Origin of the sequence: Neisseria subflava (assembly GCF_003044935.1) — a bacterium.
Classification (GTDB): Bacteria; Pseudomonadota; Gammaproteobacteria; order Burkholderiales; family Neisseriaceae; genus Neisseria; species Neisseria subflava_E.
Window position 1 is genome coordinate 696704 of record NZ_POXP01000001.1, and the last position, 20384, is coordinate 717087.

Below are 20384 nucleotides of genomic sequence, written 5' to 3' on the forward strand. Positions count from 1 at the left end.
ATGCTTTTTATCATTCCCTTTCAGACGGCCTGCTATTACGGTCAAACCGAAATCAGATTAGAAATCCAATTCCGCTTTCAGCCAATAAGTACGCGGCATGCCGACAACAGCGAAGCTGCGGTCGTATTGGCCGCGCTGTACCTGCCAGTAGTTTTTGTTGAACAGGTTTTCTACCGAGCTGCTGACGGTCAGGGTGTTTTTACCGAGCTTGGTTTTGTAGCGCGCGCCTACGTCAACCAAGGTATAGGATGGGAAGGCGTATTGTTTTTGCGTGTCTTGGTAAGACTTACCAAAATATGAAACATTACCGTTCAAGGTCAAGCCTTTGGCAAACGGGGTATCCCACTCAACACCTGCTTTGGCAATTACGCGCGGATTGGCAACTTGAACACCGTTAACCAGCATATCGCGTGAATTTGGATAGTCTTTCACGGTCGATTGCAGATACATCAGGCCCAAAGTCGGACGCAAAGTATTGTTGAGCAAGTTTGCGTAGGTGTTGAACTCGATACCGCGGCTGCGTTCCATGCCTTGCTTGTCACCTGCCGCGCCGCCCAAGGCTTTATACGCGGCAAAGTCTGTTTTACCGGTGGCAGAACCGCGCCAGTAGCCCGGACGTTTGATTTGGAACGCGTTTAACGTGGTCACAAAATTGCCCCAGTTTTTACGCACGCCCACTTCAAACTGACGGCTGACACGCGGTTTGGACATGGTGGTATGGCCGTCATCATCGGTTTTGATATCGGCTGGCTCTAAGTCTTCCATGTAGTTGCCGTAAACAACCAAATCAGGTTGCGGCACCCACGCGGCCATAAACATAGGGCTGAAACGTTTGGCATCGCCGCTTTGGCCTGCTTTTTTATCTGTATATTCAACCACTTGGAAACGACCACCCAAAGTTAGACGGTATTTGTTGTCGGCAAAGCCCAGTGTATCAGACAAGGCCAAGCTGTTGACTTTGATATTGGCATCAAGATTGGCAGAGCTTTCCCAATCAGTTGCATAGTCCGGTTGGAAAGAATCAAGTTGCGCAGCAATATCGCCGCTTGCAGAAATTTTCGCGCTGCTGCTGCCTGCTGACAAACCGCGCGTAGTAGCGCGTTGACGGATAACGCGGTCAAAAGCCGTACTCCAGTTGTGCGTTACAGGGCCGGTTTCAAATTCGCCTCGCGCAGACAGGTTCATGCTTAAAGTGCGGAAGTATTGGTCGGTCAGGCGGGCAGTACCGGTATTGTAGTCATAGTTGCGGGCCGTTACTTTGCCGCTGGCGTTTGTGTTTTGCGCATCGGTACAAGTGCTGGTGGCATTCAAACATACTGTCGGGGAAATCAGCGTACCGTAATAACGTGCTTTGTTGTAGCCGATACCGCCTGTAATCTGTGCATTGTCAAACGCATCCCATTCGAAAGTCAGCATATTGGTTTGACCGACGGTATTTTGCCAGTTCCAGCTTGGCAACAGATTTGTTTTGCCATCCGGTGCATCGAACAAACGACCATCAGCGTTTTGGATGTCCTGCATACGCGCGCGGCCGCCGTTGGTTTTACGTTTTGCATAGATAGAATCGAACGCCACGCGCAGTTTTTCGCCGCGATAATCAGCATTCAATGCAAATTCTTTGTTGTCCTCGCTGTAACCATGGCGCGGAGTATCGCCGTGGCGCAGTTTGCCGTTGGCGCGCACGCCGAATTCTTTGTTTTCGCCGAAGCGTTGGCCCAAGTCGAACGTACCTTGGGCGCGGTTGTTGCTGAACCAACCCAAACCGATTTTGCGGTTGCCTTCGTCGGCGGCTTTTTTGGTTTCGATATTGACGGAACCGGATACCGCGCCTTCAGGGTCCATGCCGTTTACGGCAGTGGATGCGCCTTTAATCAGTTGTGCGGAGCCGACTTGCACGCTGGCCGTACCTTGCGTGCCATACATACCGGCCAAACCGTTGACGCTGAATTGGCGCGCATCAAGTTGGTAACCGCGGAAATACAGGCCGGTCAAGGTGTTGCTTTCGCCGCCAAACTGCCAAGTCGAAGCGTCTTTTTTCGCTACGGCATCTACCAAAGTACGCGCTTCGGTGTTGTTGAGGGCTTTTTCGTCGTAATTGACCACAGTAATCGGAGCGGTAAAGGCGTTGGCTTTACCCAACACACCCAAATTCACACGGTCGCGCATATCACCGTCACTGGCAATAGAATACGAGCGTGCGGCTTTGACGCGTTTGGCGTCGGCGCGGACATTGACTTCCTGCAACTGCTGTTGCACAGGGGTTTCGGGTGTCGCTTCATCGGCAGCATAAGAAAATGCGCTCGCAATCAGCAGCGGCATCAGGGCTAATTTGCTGTTCATAAATTCCTTCTGAATTGAAATATTAATAATTCTTATATCGGGTAAAAAATTACAAAGTAATTTAGTTTTGTGATTATATTTGATAAGATTTCCGCTTTCCATAAAAACAAATAAGAACCGTTTGTAAACACAAAAAATACAACAGTTCAGAAAACTATTATTACAGTTACCATAGTCAAATAAATTTGCCGTCCTTTCAGACGGCCTTTACTTCCTTTCAGAGAACACCCCATGCAAAAATGGCAAATCGAGCTTTATTCCACGCCGTCTTGGCTATTGCAGACCTTATTGATGGTCGCTGCAGCCTCGGCGGTAATTCTGTTTTTTGCACGCAACACACGCTTCGGGCGCGAGTTTAGCTATATCCTGCGCCTTTGCTTGACACCGAAAAGTGCAGTTAAAGTATTGCTGCTGATTACGGCGATGATTACGCTGCTGTTAACCGAAGTGCGGCTGAATGTGTTGAGTACCTTTATGTCCAAAGGGCTTTACGACTCGATGCAGGATTTGAATGCCTCCGCGTTTTGGATGTTTGCAGCGATGAATGCAGGCGTGGTGTTGATACGGGCGTTTAACAACGTCGTCAACGACTTTCTCGATCAAGGCTTAGCGATTAAATGGTCGGAGCGGCTCAATGAAGTTTTGACTTCACGCTGGCTTGCCGACAAAAACTACTACCGCCTGCAAATGCGCCGCCACGCGCCGGACAACATCGACCAGCGTATCCAACAGGACGCACAGGATTTCATCGCCTCGACCATAGAATTTGTGCGCGGCATGGTCAACTCGGTCGTTACCTCGCTGGAATTTGCCGTTGTTTTGTGGGGCTTGGCAGGCATCCTGACCGTGTTTGGCTTTGACATTCCGCACGGCATCGTTTGGTTTGTCTATATGTTTGTGATTTTGGCGACCTTTATCGCCATGTGGATAGGCAACCCGTTGATTCGTTACAACTATGAAAACGAAAAGCTCAACGGCGACTATCGTTATTCCCTCATCCGCGTGCGCGACCACGCCGAAAGCGTGGCGTTTTACAGCGGCGAAAAACACGAACACGACCAGCTTTCCAACCGCTTTAAAGCCATTATCCGCAACCGTTGGCGCATTGCGCGACAAAGCGTCTGCCTGAGCGGCTTTAACGATATGTTCACCAACGGCATCAAACTCTTCCCCATCATTTTGCAAGCTCCGCGCCTGTTTGCCGGACAAATCAAAATCGGCGATATCCAGCAGACTGTCCAAGCCTTCGCACGACTGCAAAACGCGCTGTCTTTCTTCCGGATGTTCTACAACAAATTCACCGCCTACCGCGCCCGACTGGAGCGTCTGTACGGCTTTTTGCTGAGTACGGAAGAAAAACACACCGCACGACAACCCGACCTTACCGAAGTTTCAGACGGCCTGATCTTGGAAAACGTTGCCCTATACCGCCACAACGGCGAAGTTTTATTAGACGGTATCAACATCAACCTCAAAAGCGGCAATTCCCTGCTGATACGCGGTCCTAGCGGTTGCGGAAAAACTTCGTTGCTGCGCACGCTGGCAGGGCTTTGGCCTTTCGGCAGCAGCGGTAAAGTCAGCCATCCGCCGCATCAAGACATCCTCTTCCTGCCGCAACGCCCGTACACAGCGCAAGGCAGCCTGCGCGATGCGATTTGTTATCCCGACATCGACAAACAACATCCCGAACTGATCGAAGCCATGAATACCTGCCGATTAGGTTATCTGGTCGATAAATTAGATAAAACCGATGACTGGCAGCATAAACTCTCCCCGGGCGAACTGCAACGCGTCGCCTTCGTCCGCGCCCTGCTCTCGCAGCCCAAAGTCATCCTGCTCGACGAAGCCACCGCAGCCTTGGACGAACCGACCGAAGCCATGCTCTACCGCGCCTTAAAACAAAAACTGCCCGACAGCATCATCATCAGCATCGGCCACCGCAGCACGCTCAATGAATTCCATGATTTTTGCCTCGATGTCGGTCATGTACAATGCTGAATTAATGGCATACCAAAGGCCGTCTGAAACAGTGAAAAACGAAATCAAACGATTTTGTCCTCACCGTTTCAGACGGCCTTTTCAAACGCTATGGCATGTTTATTTGCTATACTCTGCATTGTGTTAACGTCGTCTAAAAAATATTTATGAAAACCCTGGCCCTCATTCCACATTACAACCATCCGACCACCATCAGCCACGTTGCCCAAACCATGCGCGGCTTCGGTTTAAACGTTTTAATTGTGGACGACGGTTCACGCGAAGAATGCAAACCTGTATTGCAGGCTTTGGTTTCAGACAGCATTGATGTCCTTTACCGTCCAATCAACGGCGGCAAAGGCGCAGCGGTCAAAACCGGCTTGGAATACGCTCAAGAACATGGCTATACCCACGTCTTGCAGGTTGATGCAGACGGTCAGCATTGCTTGAGCGACACTCCCAAACTCCTCGCCGCAGCAGAACAAAATCCCGAAGCCGTTGTTTGCGGCTGGCCGCAATACGGCAATGATGCTCCCAAAGCACGGCTTTACGGACGCAAAATTACCGACTTTTGGAATATGTTGCACACTTGGTCATGCGACATCAAAGACGGCATGTGCGGCTTCCGCCTCTATCCGCTTGCACCCGCGCTATCCGTTGTCCGCGAAGAAACTGTAGGCGACCGCATGGACTTCGACACGGAAATCCTTATCCGCCTCTACTGGCGTGACGTCAAACCGGTTTGGATTAAAACGCCCGTCCAATACGCCGCCGACGGCGTGTCCCATTTCGATGCCTTTGCCGACAATGTCCGCATCAGCAAAATGCACACACGGCTGTTTTTCGGTATGTTGAAACACCGATTGGGTAAAGTTTTCGGAAAGGCCGTCTGAAACCATGACCGATAATAAACAAACCCATTGGGCGGCGCAGCCAGAACGCGGCAGCCGCCTGTTTCTCGCTCTGACCACATTGATGGTGCGCTATCTGCCGGCTTTTTTCATGAGGCCGTGTATTTGGTTTGTGGTGCTGTATTTTTATGCAACCGCACCCAAACCGCGCCGCCATATCCTGCGGTATCAAACCCGTCTTCAGACGGCCTTTCCCCATATCGTCCTGCCGAAACACAGCATATTCAAACAATTCGTCGCATTTGGCGAAGCAGTTTGCGACCGTTTTGCCGTGTGGCAACGCAAAATCCGTTATGAAGATTTGGTGATTGAAGATCCGGACGACATCTATTCGCAAGTCAAGCGCAACGAACGCGGCCAGATTTTTGCCTGTTCGCACTTGGGCAATACCGAAGTTTGCCGTGCGCTGGTGTCGCACCATAAAGATTTCAGACTCAATGTATTGGTGCACAGCAAACACGCACAGGCATTTAACGAGGCATTGCAAAAAGCCGGCGCAGATCATATCCGTCTGATTCAAGTAACAGATTTGGACACCACCCTGATGATGGAATTGAACAGCCGTATCGAAAACGGCGAATGGATTGCCATCGCGGCCGACCGCGTGCCTGTACGCGGCGAGAAAACCGCCGACATTAATTTCTTAGGCCATACCGCCCCTATGCCGCAAGGCGCATGGCTGTTGGCTTCACTTTTAAAAACACAGGTAAATACACTGTTTTGCGTCAAACAAAACGGCCGCTATCATTTGAAACTGCGTCGCTTTACCGATACTTCCAGCTGGAAACGCGGCAACCGCGAGGCTGCCGTCAAAGACGCAATGCAGGGTTTTGCCGACATTTTGGCGCAAGAATGTGCGCAAAATCCGCTACAATGGTTCAATTTTTATGATTTTTGGGGCGAAGACGCCGTCTGAAACCAATCACACTTACACTTTTAAACCATGAAAAAACACATCTACTGCCAACACAGCTTTGAAACCGAAGTTCCTTTTTTTGACGTAGATGCCATGCACATCGTGTGGCACGGCAACTATGTCAAATACCTTGAAACCGCGCGTTGTGCTTTTCTGTCTTCCATCGGTTATGACTACAACGAAATGGGACGGCAAGGGTACAGCTGGCCGATTGTGCAGATGAACCTCAAATACATCCGCCCTGCCCGTTTCGGCCAAAAAATCCGCGTTGATATGGACATTGTCGAAATCGAAAGCTGCCTGCGTATCGATTACACCATTTACGATGCTGAAACCAATGAAAAACTGACCCGCGCTTCGACTACCCAAGCCGCGGTGTCGCTTTCAGACGGCCTGATGCAGTTTCAAACGCCGGACAGCTGGTTGGAAGCAGTAAAAAGACATCCGACATTTAAGGCCGTCTGAAAAATTTATCGATTAAACAACATATTGCCTGCTTATCAGCATTACCCTTTATAATTTTACGTTTCTGTTTCAGACGGCCTTTATCCTCAATCCACACACACTTATGCTACTGAACCTCAACCGCTTTGCCTTTCCTGTTTTCTTAAAAGAAACCCGCCTGCTTACCGCCCTCGCCCTGCCTATGCTGTTGGCCCAAGTGGCGCAAGTGGGTATTGGTTTTGTCGATACGGTGATGGCCGGTGGCGCAGGTAAGGAAGATTTGGCCGCGGTGGCTTTGGGCAGCAGCGCGTTTTCTACGATTTACATTACTTTTATGGGTGTAATGGCGGCGTTGAACCCGATGATTGCCCAGCTGTACGGTGCAGGTAAAACCGAAGAAGTCGGCAAAACAGGAATGCAGGGCATTTGGTTTGGCTTGTGTTTGGGCGTATTTGGTATGCTGTTGATGTGGGCGATGATTACGCCGTTCCGTCATTGGCTGACATTGAACGATTATGTCGAAGACACGATGGCGCAATATATGTTCTTTACCAGCTTGGCAATGCCGGCCGCCATGATACACCGCGCCCTGCACGCCTATGCCTCCAGCTTGAACCGTCCGCGCGTGATTATGTTGGTCAGCTTCGCGGCATTTGTATTGAATGTGCCGCTGAACTATGTGTTCGTTTACGGCAAATTCGGTATGCCTGCTTTGGGCGGCGCAGGTTGCGGTGTGGCAACGGCAGCGGTATTTTGGTTCAGCGCATTGGCTTTGTGGCTTTATATCGCCAAAGGAAAATTCTTCCGTCCGTTTGGTTTGACGGCAAAAATTGGCAAACCCGATTTGGCGGCCTTCAAACAAATTTGGAAAATCGGCGCACCCATCGGCTTGTCTTATTTTTTAGAAGCCAGCGCGTTTTCGTTTATCGTCTTTTTGGTGGCGCCATTCGGCGAGGATTATGTCGCCGCGCAACAAGTCGTCATCAGCCTGTCGGGCATTTTGTATATGGTTCCGCAAAGCGTCGGCTCTGCAAGCACTGTACGCGTTGGCTTTTCGCTCGGACGGCGCGATTTTTTGCGGGCGCGTTATATTTCAGGCGTGTCGCTGGTGTTGGGCTGGGTACTTGCTACCTGCACCGCACTGCTCTTGGTCATCTTTCGCTTTCAGTTGGCCGGTATGTACACCAACGATGCGGCCGTATTGGGCATTGCCGCGACCGTTTTATTTTTCGCCTCCCTATTCCAACTGGCAGACGCCACCCAATGTATCGCTTCATATGCGCTGCGCGGCTATAAAGTGACCAAAATGCCGATGTTCATCCATGCCGTGGCTTTCTGGGGTTGCGGCCTGTTGCCCGGCTACCTGCTTGCCTATCATGTCGATATGGGCATTTACGGCTTCTGGACCGCGCTGACCGCTTCACTGACGATTGCCGCCATCGCATTGGTATGGTGCCTGGAGCTTTGCAGTAAAGAGATGGTCAAATCACATAAGGCCGTCTGAAATTTCTTTCAGACGACCTCCATTGATATTTCATTTACGGCTTATTCACTCTTAAGGAAAAAAATGTTTTCAACTTCCATTATAGAAAAACTTGCTTACTATATTTATTGCTTGATTGACCCTAGAGATGGCAATATTTTCTATGTAGGTAAAGGCGTGGGCAATCGCGTTTTCCATCATGCCCTAGGTTCATTACAAGAAACAGAAACGCCAAGTGATAAAATTGCTTTGATTAGGGAAATACATAAAAGCGGAAACCAGCCCGTGTATTACATTCTGCGGCACAACATCCAAACAGACAAACAGGCTTTTGAATATGAAGCAATGGCAATAGACCTACTCTCCCTAGTCAAGCCGAGCCAGCAGCCGCTGACTAATATTCAAGGCGGCACGCATTCTTCTGAAGTAGGATTGATGAGCTTGTCCGAATTAAAACGAAAATATGATGCGCAAGAATTAAAAACTGACAAACCCATTGTTTTAATTACGATTAATAACGAATACGAGAAACTGAAAAAAGACATCAGATCAGGGAATATTCCTGAAGCCGATAGGCATAAGGAAATTTATGAGCGCACACGGAAATATTGGAAAATCGGAAGCAGGCGTGAAAAAGCAAAATATGCAGTTGCAGTCTATCGCGGCTGGACATTAGCAGTATATGAAATCGAAAGATGGATTTCCGCCGACGATATTATTCAAGGTCGTTGGATGTTTGAAGGCAAGCCGTTACCAGATGACTCCAAAATTTATGAAGAAATCGTGAATAAGCTGACCTATTCTTCCCAAGAAAACTATAAAGCGCCCCAAAACCCCATTACCTATCGTAATTGTTAAACAGTAAGTTTTCAGACGACCCGAATCCACAAAATCACAAATCATCATGCAACCCATCCAATACCAAACCGACCTCACCCCCTACAACACTTTCGGTCTTCGCGCCCAAGCCCAAGCCTTTATCGCGCTCGAACACGCCGATGAATTGCGCGACATCGTCCGACTGCCCGAGTTCAACCGAGATACTGTTTTATGGCTCGGCGGCGGCAGCAATATCCTTTTGATGGAGGACTATACCGGTCTGGTTGTGCATATGGAAAACAAGGGAATACGCGAAATTGAGCGTTCAGATGGCCTGGTTTATATCGAAGCTCAAGCCGGGGAAATTTGGCATGATTTTGTTTTGCATACGGTTGGACTGGGTTTAAGCGGGCTGGAAAACCTCAGCCTGATTCCGGGCACGGTCGGCGCGTCTCCAGTACAAAACATCGGCGCATACGGCGTTGAAGTCAAAGATGTTATCCATAGCGTTCGCTGCTTTGATTTGGATACAGAAACCTTTGTCGAGCTTTCCAATGCCGACTGTGACTTTGCCTATCGTGAAAGCCTGTTCAAACAGGAAGGCAAGGGACGTTATGTGATTGTTTCGGTTGTATTTGCGTTAAAAGAGCATTTTGTGCCGAACTTGGGCTATGGCGATTTGGCGGCAGCGGTTGCCAAGCTGAGCCAAGGCCGCGAGGCGACGGCCAAAGATGTTTCCGACGCAGTGTGTGCAATCCGCAACAGTAAACTGCCTAATCCTAACGTGCTTGGTAATGTCGGAAGTTTCTTTAAAAACCCAGTTGTCAGCGCTGAAAAAGCTGCCGATTTGTTGCAGCAATACCCCAATATGCCACGCTATCCGCAGCCTGACGGTTCGGTCAAACTCGCGGCCGGCTGGCTGATTGACCAATGCCGTCTGAAAGGCCATCAGATCGGCGGTGCGGCAGTACATGACAGACAGGCTTTGGTTTTGGTGAATAAAAACAACGCGTCCGCGCAAGATGTCCACCAGCTGGCACAATATGTTTGTAATACAGTATTTACTCAATTTCAGGTAGAATTACACGCAGAACCCAACTGGCTGCCGACTTCATACAGCCTATAAAACAAAGGAGTGTATCCCATGCCGCGCATTGCTAAAGTCAACACTTACACACGAATCATCAATGCCAGCCTCGCCTTGTTCAACGAAGAAGGCGAGCGCAATATCAGCACCAACCATATTGCCGCCCACTTGGGCATCAGCCCGGGCAACCTCTACTACCATTTCCGCAACAAAGACGAAATTATCGTCCAATTGTTCAAGCGTTACAGCGAAGCCCTGCTTGTCTACCTTAACGAAGCCGTATTGCCGTCTAATGTTGAAGACTCCATCAACTACATGGCCGGTATTTATGATGTGATGTGGGAATACCGTTTCCTTTTCAGCGATGTGAATACCCTGCTTGCCCGCAGTGCCGAATTATTGGGCGAACACAATACCTTTACCCAAGCCAAAGTTTCCCCGCTGTTGGTCAACCTGCTGACCCAGCTCAACGGCCTGAACATCATCAGCGCAGACCAAACCGCCATGAATGACCTTGCCGTCAATATGTGGATGGTGACAAAATACTGGTTCGACTTCGACAGCTCCCTGCGCGGCCGCGCCAAGTTGACCGAAGATTCCAAAGTACGAGGCATCAGCCGCACACTCAGCCTGTTGCGCCCTTACCTCCTGCCGGAACACCGTGCCGAATTCGACCAAAAAATCGGCAGCAACCATTAATTTTTCCATACAAAGGCCGTCTGAAAACGTGGCTTTAACCAAGTTAAAGCTATTTTCAGGCGGCCTGTTAATTTTCGGATGCTTTATTTATGCACCTTCCCGATATTTCCATTCTCGGCTTAGGCTATCTCGGCCTGCCGCTGGCGCAAAAATGTTATGAGCAAGGCAGTCAGGTAGCCGCCGTCAAACGCAATCTGACTTCCGATGATATCAATCTGCCGATTGAACTCGACATTATCGATTTAAACCAAAACGATATTTTTCACAGTTCAACCTTATGGCAAAACCATATCAACAAACCGACATGGTTTTGCCTGCTTCCGCCTTCGTCATTAAACCATTACGCCGATACCCTGAAAAAATGGATTCAACTTGCCGAGCAATCTAAGGTACAACACATCATCTTTACCAGCAGCACCAGCGTGTATGGCGACCAAGCACGCATATGCAATGAAACCACGCCGCCCGATCCGCAAACCGAATCCGCCCGTCAAATCCTCACAGTCGAGCAAGCCTTGCTTGAAAGTACCGTCCCCCATATCGACATACTGCGACTGGGCGGACTTTATTCTGCCGACCGTCATCCCATTACCAAGCTGGTTCAAAAAACACGCATTCAAGGCGGCAATCAACCCGTCAATATTCTTCATAAGGATCTTGCCGTCCAAGTCCTTTTTCAGACGGCCTGCCAAGCTGACGGCAAGCGTATCCGCAATATTGTCGAACCCCGCCACCCAAGCCGGGCCGAATTTTATACCGCCGAAGCGGCCAAACTCGGCCTGCCGGCTCCTGATTTCATCGTTGATGACAAAAGCAACGGCAAAATTGTAAATACCGTTTGCGCAGACGGGCTAAGCCTGTAAAATTGCGACTCAACCCATTAATCCGTTTCAGACGGCATTTAGAGTAAACCATGTCCGCCCTATTTCCCCTTATCAACCACCTGATACAGCAAAATCCAGAGCAACAGCGCGAGCTGTCTGAATTTGCAGGCAGCATCATCTGCATCAGCCTGACCGGTTTCAGACTGACCGGACGCATCAGCGAACAAGGTTTTCTTGAAACCGCAAACGAAACCGCCGACACCAACATCACATTCCACAACAGCGCCATCCAAAAAATCCTCCAAGGCGGCCAGCCCGGAGTGGGCGACATCAGCCTCGAAGGCGACTTGGTATTGGGCATGTCCGTCCTTCCTATTTTGGGTGGACTGCGCTATTATCCAAGCGACGATTTGGCGCGTGTATTCGGTCATGTGGCCGCAGAAAGTATCAGCTCGCGCGCCGGCGATATCGGCCGCACCATGAAAAAAATCGGCAAAAGCATTGCCGAACAAATCAGCGACTTCTCACGCGAACCCGAATCTCCTGTTATCGACCAAGCCACGCTTGCCGCATGGTTGGAAGAAGTGGACAAACTGCGTGACGACGTTGCTCGCCTAAACGAACGCCTCGACCGCCTCGAGCGCGATATCTGGATAGATTAAATACTTAATTTCAGACGGCCTATTACATGAAAAGCCCATTTAAAAACATCGGTATCGTTACACGTCCCAATACGCCCGAAATTCAAGATACCGTCCACACATTGGTTTCTTTTCTGCGCGAAAACGGCTTCACCATCTATCTGGATGAATTGAGCGTAGAAGAACACTGCGTCTATATCCAAGATTCCGCCTACTGCGAAACCGTAAACAAAGCCCAGCTGGGCAAATATTGCGACCTCGTCGTTGTACTCGGCGGCGACGGCACTTTCCTCTCCGCCGCCCGCGAAGTCGCCCCGCGCGCCGTTCCCATTATCGGCATCAATCAAGGCCACTTGGGTTTTCTTACCCAAATCTCACGCGACACCATGGTTGAGGGCATCCGCCCAGTACTGGAAGGCAAATATCTGCCCGAAGAGCGCATCCTCATCGAAGCCAGCATCATTCGTGACGGCGAAACCATCGAACGCGCCCTCGCCCTCAACGACACCGTACTATCTCGTGGCGGCGCAGGCCAAATGATCGAATTTGAAGTCTTTATCAATCAAGAATTTGTCTATACCCAACGTTCGGACGGTCTGATTATTTCCACGCCGACAGGTTCGACTGCCTACGCGCTTGCCGCCGGAGGCCCCATCATGCAGGCCGGTCTGCACGCCTTCACGCTTGTGCCTATCTGCCCGCAATCCATGACCAACCGTCCGATTGCCATCTCCGACACCAGCGTGATCGAAATCCTCATCACCAAAAGCGGCGACGCACGCGCACATTTTGACGGACAATCCCATATCGACGTACAAAACTTCGACCGCATCATCATCCGCCGCTATCACAACCCCTTGCGCGTCCTCCATCCCACCGATTACCAATACTTCAAAACCCTGCGCCAAAAGCTGCATTGGGGCGAACAATTGATTTAAACACCACTTCAATAAACAGGCTGACCATGAAAACCATTTCCCAAACCTTAATAATCGCGCTGTGCGCCCTTTCCTCCCTCTCCGTCTCCGCACACGGTATGCACAAAAGCAAACCCTTGTCCTTTGAAGAATTGCCGAAAATCTGCCAGCAATACTTTACCCGCGCGGATGCGTGTTATCAAAAAGCAGGCGATAAAGCATCGTTCCAACGTGACAACACAAAATACCTGCGCCAAATCCTGCCTGCTGCCGACGTAGGCCAACGTGAACGCATGTGCCAAATTGCCATGGATACATTCGCTGAAAAAACAAAAGGCTTAAATTGCGAATAAAGACCTTCCCCTTAGCTCTAGTAATTTTAATTTCATAAAAAGGCCGTCTGAAACATTAGATTGTTTCAGACGGCCTACTTACAAAAACCCTTTACTTTTTAAGAAGAGACTACAAAATCCACTGTATGCGCTTCACTGTAATCAGGGATTTCCAGCTTTTCTATCATGCGGTGCAACACATCATTCGGAACAGAATGTTCGCGGTTACGGTTTTGCGATAGTAATTGCGTGTAAGGCACTTCCAAATAAATGAGATGCACACGTGCGCCGTAATCGGCAAACATCGGCAGCCATTTGCTGCGCAGGTCGCGGTTAAGATTGGTCGCATTAAAGACAAATGACGTACGGGCTCGCAGGTATTCTTTTGCCTGCTCTTTACCCAAACGCACTGCTTCGGCGGTATGTTTGGAATCTGCAGGATTGAGTTTGCGCTCACGGCGAATCTCATCCAGCGACAGCATAGGCAGATGGGCAAGATGTTGCCTGATGTAACTGTCTTTGCCGCTACCTGCTATGGCGCACATGGCGTACACATCGAAGGTCTGATCATCAAATGGCTGATAATCCGGCATTTCGCTACGGCCGTTAAGATAGAGATAGCGTCCGTAGTAGCTGGCGAACGTACGTGCCTTACCCCAACAAGCGTTTTCTTCACAGAGTTCACGAAACAAATCAATGCGCAGCAAAATATCCTGTTGATCGCAACATATACGACCCAGTACATCAGCTTTAGCAAGCATGGCAAGATGCGCAGTATTGACCTGCAAACTGGCCACTATGACAGCTCGATCAGGATTAGGCTTATTAATCGCCCATAAGGGCAATCCGTGCAAGCGCACGAGTTTGGCGATTGCTTCTCTTACGGCAAATGGAGCGGCAAGTTCGGTATACAGCAAAGTACGGGCGGTATGCTCACCTTTTTTTGCGTGATGCGGCGAAACGATACGCTCTTTGCCGTTTTCTATTTCACTCTTGGTCGTACTGCGTTTTTCCACATCATGCAGCATGGCGGCAGCAAACAGAATATGCTGCTCCTGTCCATCAAGCGCTTGGAACTCGGGCAGTTGTAAAAGGGCTTCGCATACCATTTTGGTATGCGTAAATACATCGCCTTCGGCATGCCACTCAGGGTCTTGCGGAACGTCCTTCATATCGGCAAACCAGCTGAAACGACGTTCTAAGGCTTGCCAATCAGGAAGTTGACCGGGTATGTAATATGGGAATGTCCACATAATTGTCTTTCTTATTATTAGATAATTGGACTTCAGGCCGTCTGAAACTGCCAGCTTTGCCAATGGTATTTGTCGTAATCGATAAGACGGGCAGGCTTCCAAGTTTTCGTCCAATGAACGTCGGTTTTAACGTGTTTGGCTCGCACCAATTTGAAAAGATTATCAAATTCATTGGATTGAACAGGCAGGTTGCCGTTGTTGGTGGCAAAATCAGTTGCATTACGGATAACAAAACCTTCACTGCAAGCCGCTCCTGTTTTCGGATCGTAGCCGCCAAGCTTGCCGGCAGTTTGTACGCTGTCCGTCCACGTCTCCCCCAAATTAGCGGCAAGCCATTGCGCTAAAGCAATATCTTCATTGGCGTATTTTTGAGTGAAATCTGCAAGCGGCTGGACAATGGGGATTTCTGGTACAGTCGGAAAATCAAACAGCTGCGCATAAAATTTAACCTCTTCCCATGAAAGCCAATGTCCGCCACGGCGGACTGCAAACAGGTAAAAATAGCTTTCCAGTTGTGAATAGGCAATCGAATGAATGCCATACAGATTCTCGCCAAAAAGTTCCAGATCGCCTAAATCATCTTTGATTTGCTGCCATCGTTGCAGCAAAGGTTTATCCCACGGATGCTGGGTAGGCGCAGCATGACTACGGGCATAGAGGCCGTGTGCGGCAAAGCAGTTGTTTTGCCCATCTAATTTTTCGGTTAAAACCAATTTCGGCAGTGAGGCAAAATATGAAAGAAAGCCGCGCGGCATAAAACGGTCGTCAGAAGTAGTACCGAGGCTGATGGGCGCGTGCAGGCTGCGGGCGTATTTTTGAGGTTCGGTTGTCGTCATAATATTTTTTCCTTTTTATTCATTTTTTAATTTTCTTTTCAAGTATTCCCAGCGACTTGTTACATTTTCCCCACTATATTTCCTTGTTTAGAAACCAAAAGCTGGTCGATTTTCAAATTTTCAGTATCGATGATTTCAAACTTATAACCGGCATAAACCAGAAAATCCGTACGCTTCGGGATTTTACGCAGGGAATACATCATAAAGCCGGCGATGGTTTCGTAGTTTTCCGAATCGGGAAACTCTTCGATATCCAACGCACGCATGACATCGGCGAGCGGGGTCGCGCCGTCCACCAACCATGTGTCTTCGGTACGGCGGATGATTTGCGGCTCTTCTTCGGTATTGACCAGCTCGCCCATCACAATGCTCATCACATCTTTCAGCGTTACCACACCGACCACCAGCGCGTATTCGTTCACTACGACGGCAAAGTCTTCGCCAGAAGTCTTGAAGGTTTCCAAGACATCGTAAAGCGACAGCGTATCGGGGATAAACAAGGCTTTACGCAACACGCGCTTGTCGGTCAGCCGGACATCTTTTTCTCTTAAAAATAAGGTCAGCAACGTATGCGATTCGATATAGCCGATGACACGTTCCAAATCACCGTCGCATACGAGGAATTTGTTGTGCGGTTTGTCCGACATCATTTCCAACACAGTATCGCTGTCGTCATGTTTGTCAAAATAGGCGATATATTCGCGCGTACTCATGGTGGAAGTGACCGTGCGCTCCTGCATATCAAAAATGTTTTCAATCAGATAGTGTTCTTGTTCTTTCAATACACCAGCCTGCGCGCCTGCATCAACGACGGCATAAATATCTTCCGAGGTCAGCTGCTCCTGACGGACGGTTGAGATTTTAAAGAGTTTGAATATTGCGTTTGCCAATCCGTCAAAAACCCAGACAAGGGGCTTTAAGATAAAAATCAAAAACATCATCGGACGGACAATGCGTACCGCCACCGCTTCGGGATGGGTCATTGCCATACGCTTGGGCATCAGGTCGGCAATTAAAATAAAGCTGCCTGTAACCAGCGAGAATGTCAGCAAAGAGGCAACTGTGCTGCCCCAACTGCCTGCGTTCTCCAAAAGTTTGCCAAAATACGGACGTATTGCCGCCTCGCCAACGATACCGGCAAGAATGGCGACGGCGTTCAAACCGATTTGAACAACGGTAATAAAACTGCCCGGCTGCTGCTGCATATTGATTACGTCAAGCGCACGCGTATCGCCGCCGTCTTTCGCCATGACCTGCAATTTGATTTTGCGTGCCGAAGCAAGCGCAAGTTCGGAACAGGACACAAACGCGCTAATGACAATCAGCAGGCACAATAATAATAAGGCTTCAAAAATATTCATGAAAATATGTGTGTATGGTATAGGTTAAAAATATTCAAACAGCAAAGGCCGTCTGAAAAATTCAATTTGATCTTAGATTTGTATTATGTACATTTATTGTTTTAATCATCCAGCGCATCTTCATCCAAGGATTTCAGCCATTTCAGCTTTTCGCCAATTTTAATTTCCAGCCCGCGCGGGACAGGTTGATAGAAATCCGGTTCGTCCAAGCCATCGGGCATATAGCTTTCGCCGGTGGCGTAGGCATTTGGTTCGTCATGGGCGTAGCGGTATTCACGTCCGTAGCCCAATTCTTTCATCAGTTTGGTCGGGGCATTGCGCAGGTGGACAGGTACTTCGTCGCTGGCGTTTTCTTGGACAAAGCGGCGCATTTGGTTGTATGCCTTATAGCCTGCATTGGATTTGGCGGCGGCAGCGAGATACAACACGGCTTGAGCCAAAGCGAGCTCCCCTTCTGGCGAGCCTAAGCGCTCATAAGTAGTGGCGGCATCATTGGCAATCGTTAAGGCACGCGGATCGGCCAAACCGATATCTTCCCATGCCATGCGGACAATGCGGCGGGCAAGATAGCGCGGGTCGGTACCGCCGTCGAGCATACGGCAGAACCAATACAATGCCGCGTTAGGATGCGAACCGCGTACGGATTTGTGCAGCGCGGAAATCTGATTGTAGAAACTCTCGCCACCCTTATCAAAACGACGGATTTGCGCACCCAAACTATCGGCAAGAAATTCAGCAGTTAAGGTTTTCAGACGGCGTGTATTAGCGGCGCGTAAAAGCTGCTCGATCAAGTTCAACAATCTGCGCGCATCGCCATCGGCAGTATTCACAAGCAATTCTTGCGCGTCTGCTTCAATCGTGAAATCTTGGTATTCAGGCAAAGCCAATACTTTGGCAATCAGCTTCTTCAGGTCGTCTGAAGACAAGGATTGCAAGACATACACCTGCGCCCTACTGAGTAATGCCGGATTGACTTCAAATGACGGATTCTCCGTGGTAGCACCGATAAAGGTTAATAAACCACTTTCGACATAAGGCAAAAATGCGTCCTGCTGCGCTTTGTTGAAGCGGTGTACCTCGTCAACAAACAAAATCGTCGCATGCCCTTGCTGCAAGGCAATTTCAGCTTTCTCAATTGCCTCACGTATGTCTTTTACGCCGGAAAATACGGCGGAAACCGGCAGAAACTGGGCATTGAAACTCTGCGCTAAAATCCGCGCCAACGTCGTCTTGCCCACGCCCGGCGGCCCCCACAGCAACATAGAATGCGGCTTCCCACCCTCGACCGCCACGCGCAAAGGTTTGCCTTCGCCGATTAAGTGCTGCTGCCCGATGACATCGTCTAAAGAATGTGGGCGCAGGCGTTCGGCTAAAGGGGCTTCGGGTTGGCGGGTAAAAAGGTCGGACATAGCGGCTTTCGTGCTGGCTGATTGAAAAGAAAACTCGCTAGCATTATACGGCAGTTTCGCAAACTCACATATCGGGCCGCATTACGGTATAATACACGCTATTTTGAGAATTCTTCGGGCGTTTCAGACGGCCTTGCTTACAGGAAATATCATGACTTCAAAAACTCTTTTGGCAGCTGTTACATCAGTTTTCTTATTGGGTGCATGCGCTACCGGCGGCGAATCTTTCGGCGGTTTGGGCAGCGGTACAGGTATCGGCAGCAGCGTAGTGAAAATGGCGGTAGACAGCCAATGCCGTACCGAATTGAACAAACGTAACGAATGGCGCGTCATTGCTTTGGCCATGAGCGCGGAAAAACAAGCCGAATGGGAAAATAAAATCTGCGGCTGCGCCAGCGAAGAAGCGCCAAACCAATTGACTGCAACCGAAATGATGCAGGTGTTGAGCCCGGCAACTCGCGAGCAGGCCATTGCTTCCGTTACCGCGAAAACGGTTACCGCCTGCTTCAAACGACTCTACAAATAATCGTTCAGACGGCCTTTTTTAATATCGAGGCCGTCTGAATTCGTTTTGACTTTCTATTTGAATTTTAAATATATAGAGAAGAAACCATGAAATACATCAGCACCCGCGGTGCAACCGCACGCAAGCAATTCAGCGAAGTTTTATTGATGGGCTTGGCTCCTGACGGCGGTTTGATGCTGCCTGAGCAATACCCTCAAATCGACCGTGCTACTTTAGACCAATGGCGCACACTCAGCTATCCTGAGTTGGCGTTTGAAGTCATGAGCCTGTTTGCCACCGACATCCCTGCTGATGATTTACGCGATATCATCAACCGTACCTACACCGAAGAAGTATTCGGCACAAAAGCCATTACTCCGGTTCGTACACTTTCAGACGGCATCAAAATTCAAGCCCTCTCCAACGGCCCGACTTTGGCATTCAAAGACATGGCCATGCAATTCTTGGGCAATGCGTTTGAATATGTATTGAACAAAGAAGGCAAAGAACTCAATATCTTAGGCGCCACTAGTGGCGACACCGGCTCTGCCGCCGAATATGCCCTGCGCGGTAAAAAAGGCGTCAATGTCTTCATGCTGTCTCCGGAAGGCAAAATGAGCGCATTCCAACGCGCGCAAATGTTCAGCTTGCAAGATGCCAACATCCACAACATCGCTGTTGAAGGCATGTTTGACGACTGCCAAGACATCGTCAAAGCCGTACAAAACGATGCCGAATTCAAAGCCAAATACCACATCGGCACAGTCAACTCCATCAACTGGGGCCGCATTGTCGCCCAAGTCGTGTACTACTTTGCCGGTTATTTCAATGCCACTTCGAGCAATGACGAAAAAGTCAGCTTCTGCGTACCAAGCGGCAACTTCGGCAATGTCTGCGCCGGCCATATCGCCCGCCAAATGGGTCTGCCTATCCATCGCTTGATTGTCGCCACTAATGAAAACGACGTATTGGACGAATTTTTCAAAACCGGCGCATACCGCCCGCGCAACAGCGAACACACCCACGTTACTTCCAGCCCGTCTATGGATATTTCCAAAGCCTCCAACTTCGAGCGTTTTGTGTTTGACCTGATGGACCGTGATGCAGACGAAATCAAAACCTTATGGGCTGAAGTAGGTTCCGGTAAAGGTTTTAATTTGGAATTTGCCTTAAACAAAGTACATCAACAATATGGCTTTGTTTCCGGCAAATCGACCCATGCCAACCGCCTTGCCACCATCAAACAGGTTTACGAGCAAGACCGTGAATTGATTGATCCGCATACTGCTGATGGCATTAAAGTCGCCCGTGAAGTCCGCGAAGCCGGCGAAACCATTGTCTGCCTCGAAACCGCATTGGCTGCCAAATTTGAAGCCACCATCCATGAAGCGGTCGGCAAAGTTGCGATCCCCCGTCCGGCCGCATTGGAAGGCTTGGAAAACCTGCCGCAACGTGTCCGTGTTGTCCCTAATAATGCAACGGCAGTGAAAGACATCATTAAGGAAGCCCTGGCTTAACTGGCCGTCCTTGACGACTGCATAGGCCGTTTGAAAAAGTTTCAGACGGCCGCAACCGATATTTGAGAAGTGGGTAACATTATTGCCAAACCCACCACGCTGCAGTCGTTCCT

At 49.5% G+C, this 20384-nt stretch carries 19 protein-coding genes; 14 read left to right on the forward strand and 5 right to left on the reverse strand.

Annotation, left to right across the window (positions count from 1 at the left end; genetic code table 11):
• Positions 1 to 57: 57 nt before the first annotated feature.
• Positions 58 to 2340 carry a TonB-dependent receptor gene (locus tag DBY95_RS03395; protein WP_107723387.1) on the reverse strand — a complete coding sequence of 761 codons (2283 nt, stop codon included), beginning with the start codon at positions 2338 to 2340 and terminating at the stop codon, positions 58 to 60.
• A gap of 231 nt (positions 2341 to 2571) precedes the next feature.
• Here DBY95_RS03395 and DBY95_RS03400 point away from each other — a divergent pair, with 231 nt between their 5' ends.
• The 12 genes from DBY95_RS03400 (at position 2572) to DBY95_RS03455 (ending at position 13411) form a co-directional block, all read left to right on the forward strand.
• The gene (locus tag DBY95_RS03400) at positions 2572 to 4338 is read left to right on the forward strand and encodes an ABC transporter ATP-binding protein/permease (RefSeq protein WP_107723388.1); all 1767 of its coding nucleotides are present in this window, start codon (positions 2572 to 2574) and stop codon (positions 4336 to 4338) included.
• Between the two features lie 146 nt (positions 4339 to 4484).
• The gene (locus DBY95_RS03405) at positions 4485 to 5210 is read left to right on the forward strand and encodes a glycosyltransferase family 2 protein (RefSeq protein ID WP_107723389.1); all 726 of its coding nucleotides are present in this window, start codon (positions 4485 to 4487) and stop codon (positions 5208 to 5210) included.
• Positions 5211 to 5214: 4 nt separating this feature from the next.
• A complete protein-coding gene (locus DBY95_RS03410; protein WP_107723390.1) occupies positions 5215 to 6144 on the forward strand; it encodes a glycosyl transferase family 2 in 930 nt (309 codons plus the stop codon).
• A gap of 27 nt (positions 6145 to 6171) precedes the next feature.
• A complete protein-coding gene (locus tag DBY95_RS03415; RefSeq protein ID WP_004519960.1) occupies positions 6172 to 6609 on the forward strand; it encodes an acyl-CoA thioesterase in 438 nt (145 codons plus the stop codon).
• A gap of 103 nt (positions 6610 to 6712) precedes the next feature.
• Positions 6713 to 8092 (forward strand): MATE family efflux transporter, encoded by a 1380-nt coding sequence (locus DBY95_RS03420; protein WP_107723391.1) that lies wholly within the window; start codon positions 6713 to 6715, stop codon positions 8090 to 8092.
• A 63-nt stretch (positions 8093 to 8155) separates the two neighbouring features.
• The gene (locus DBY95_RS03425; protein WP_107723392.1) at positions 8156 to 8929 is read left to right on the forward strand and encodes an LEM-3-like GIY-YIG domain-containing protein; all 774 of its coding nucleotides are present in this window, start codon (positions 8156 to 8158) and stop codon (positions 8927 to 8929) included.
• A 46-nt stretch (positions 8930 to 8975) separates the two neighbouring features.
• Positions 8976 to 10016 (forward strand): UDP-N-acetylmuramate dehydrogenase, encoded by a 1041-nt coding sequence (gene murB / locus DBY95_RS03430; RefSeq protein WP_107723393.1) that lies wholly within the window; start codon positions 8976 to 8978, stop codon positions 10014 to 10016.
• A gap of 18 nt (positions 10017 to 10034) precedes the next feature.
• Complete coding sequence (locus tag DBY95_RS03435; RefSeq protein ID WP_004519965.1) at positions 10035 to 10676, forward strand: TetR/AcrR family transcriptional regulator; 642 nt, start codon at positions 10035 to 10037, stop codon at positions 10674 to 10676.
• A gap of 89 nt (positions 10677 to 10765) precedes the next feature.
• Positions 10766 to 11539: an NAD(P)-dependent oxidoreductase gene (locus tag DBY95_RS03440; RefSeq protein ID WP_107723394.1), complete on the forward strand. Its 774-nt coding sequence runs from the start codon at positions 10766 to 10768 to the stop codon at positions 11537 to 11539.
• A 50-nt stretch (positions 11540 to 11589) separates the two neighbouring features.
• A complete protein-coding gene (locus DBY95_RS03445; RefSeq protein WP_003685523.1) occupies positions 11590 to 12162 on the forward strand; it encodes a ubiquinone biosynthesis accessory factor UbiJ in 573 nt (190 codons plus the stop codon).
• Between the two features lie 26 nt (positions 12163 to 12188).
• Positions 12189 to 13079: an NAD(+) kinase gene (locus tag DBY95_RS03450; protein ID WP_039863638.1), complete on the forward strand. Its 891-nt coding sequence runs from the start codon at positions 12189 to 12191 to the stop codon at positions 13077 to 13079.
• 26 nt (positions 13080 to 13105) lie between these two features.
• A complete protein-coding gene (locus DBY95_RS03455; protein WP_003746349.1) occupies positions 13106 to 13411 on the forward strand; it encodes a hypothetical protein in 306 nt (101 codons plus the stop codon).
• 98 nt (positions 13412 to 13509) lie between these two features.
• On the opposite strand, the gene DBY95_RS03460 is transcribed toward DBY95_RS03455, so the two are convergent.
• From DBY95_RS03460 to DBY95_RS03475, 4 genes are all read right to left on the reverse strand, one after another.
• Positions 13510 to 14643, reverse strand: a complete 1134-nt coding sequence (locus DBY95_RS03460; RefSeq protein ID WP_107723395.1) for an AAA family ATPase — start codon at positions 14641 to 14643, stop codon at positions 13510 to 13512.
• Between the two features lie 32 nt (positions 14644 to 14675).
• Entirely contained in the window at positions 14676 to 15479 is an 804-nt protein-coding gene (locus DBY95_RS03465) for an RNA ligase family protein (protein WP_234394580.1), read from the reverse strand.
• Positions 15480 to 15538: 59 nt separating this feature from the next.
• Complete coding sequence (locus DBY95_RS03470) at positions 15539 to 16840, reverse strand: hemolysin family protein (protein ID WP_107723397.1); 1302 nt, start codon at positions 16838 to 16840, stop codon at positions 15539 to 15541.
• 101 nt (positions 16841 to 16941) lie between these two features.
• Complete coding sequence (locus tag DBY95_RS03475; RefSeq protein WP_107723398.1) at positions 16942 to 18249, reverse strand: replication-associated recombination protein A; 1308 nt, start codon at positions 18247 to 18249, stop codon at positions 16942 to 16944.
• Positions 18250 to 18400: 151 nt separating this feature from the next.
• Here DBY95_RS03475 and DBY95_RS03480 point away from each other — a divergent pair, with 151 nt between their 5' ends.
• Entirely contained in the window at positions 18401 to 18775 is a 375-nt protein-coding gene (locus DBY95_RS03480) for a hypothetical protein (protein ID WP_070824390.1), read from the forward strand.
• Positions 18776 to 18861: 86 nt separating this feature from the next.
• A complete protein-coding gene (gene thrC, locus DBY95_RS03485; protein ID WP_107723399.1) occupies positions 18862 to 20271 on the forward strand; it encodes a threonine synthase in 1410 nt (469 codons plus the stop codon).
• The last annotated feature ends 113 nt before the right edge of the window (positions 20272 to 20384 follow it).

Coding starts and splice junctions, on each gene's coding strand:
- DBY95_RS03395 (WP_107723387.1), bottom strand. CDS start 2,340: ATGAACAGCAAATTAGCCCTGATGCCGCTGCTGATTGCGAGCGCATTT.
- DBY95_RS03400 (WP_107723388.1), top strand. CDS start 2,572: ATGCAAAAATGGCAAATCGAGCTTTATTCCACGCCGTCTTGGCTATTG.
- DBY95_RS03405 (WP_107723389.1), top strand. CDS start 4,485: ATGAAAACCCTGGCCCTCATTCCACATTACAACCATCCGACCACCATC.
- DBY95_RS03410 (WP_107723390.1), top strand. CDS start 5,215: ATGACCGATAATAAACAAACCCATTGGGCGGCGCAGCCAGAACGCGGC.
- DBY95_RS03415 (WP_004519960.1), top strand. CDS start 6,172: ATGAAAAAACACATCTACTGCCAACACAGCTTTGAAACCGAAGTTCCT.
- DBY95_RS03420 (WP_107723391.1), top strand. CDS start 6,713: ATGCTACTGAACCTCAACCGCTTTGCCTTTCCTGTTTTCTTAAAAGAA.
- DBY95_RS03425 (WP_107723392.1), top strand. CDS start 8,156: ATGTTTTCAACTTCCATTATAGAAAAACTTGCTTACTATATTTATTGC.
- murB (WP_107723393.1), top strand. CDS start 8,976: ATGCAACCCATCCAATACCAAACCGACCTCACCCCCTACAACACTTTC.
- DBY95_RS03435 (WP_004519965.1), top strand. CDS start 10,035: ATGCCGCGCATTGCTAAAGTCAACACTTACACACGAATCATCAATGCC.
- DBY95_RS03440 (WP_107723394.1), top strand. CDS start 10,766: ATGCACCTTCCCGATATTTCCATTCTCGGCTTAGGCTATCTCGGCCTG.
- DBY95_RS03445 (WP_003685523.1), top strand. CDS start 11,590: ATGTCCGCCCTATTTCCCCTTATCAACCACCTGATACAGCAAAATCCA.
- DBY95_RS03450 (WP_039863638.1), top strand. CDS start 12,189: ATGAAAAGCCCATTTAAAAACATCGGTATCGTTACACGTCCCAATACG.
- DBY95_RS03455 (WP_003746349.1), top strand. CDS start 13,106: ATGAAAACCATTTCCCAAACCTTAATAATCGCGCTGTGCGCCCTTTCC.
- DBY95_RS03460 (WP_107723395.1), bottom strand. CDS start 14,643: ATGTGGACATTCCCATATTACATACCCGGTCAACTTCCTGATTGGCAA.
- DBY95_RS03465 (WP_234394580.1), bottom strand. CDS start 15,479: ATGACGACAACCGAACCTCAAAAATACGCCCGCAGCCTGCACGCGCCC.
- DBY95_RS03470 (WP_107723397.1), bottom strand. CDS start 16,840: ATGAATATTTTTGAAGCCTTATTATTATTGTGCCTGCTGATTGTCATT.
- DBY95_RS03475 (WP_107723398.1), bottom strand. CDS start 18,249: ATGTCCGACCTTTTTACCCGCCAACCCGAAGCCCCTTTAGCCGAACGC.
- DBY95_RS03480 (WP_070824390.1), top strand. CDS start 18,401: ATGACTTCAAAAACTCTTTTGGCAGCTGTTACATCAGTTTTCTTATTG.
- thrC (WP_107723399.1), top strand. CDS start 18,862: ATGAAATACATCAGCACCCGCGGTGCAACCGCACGCAAGCAATTCAGC.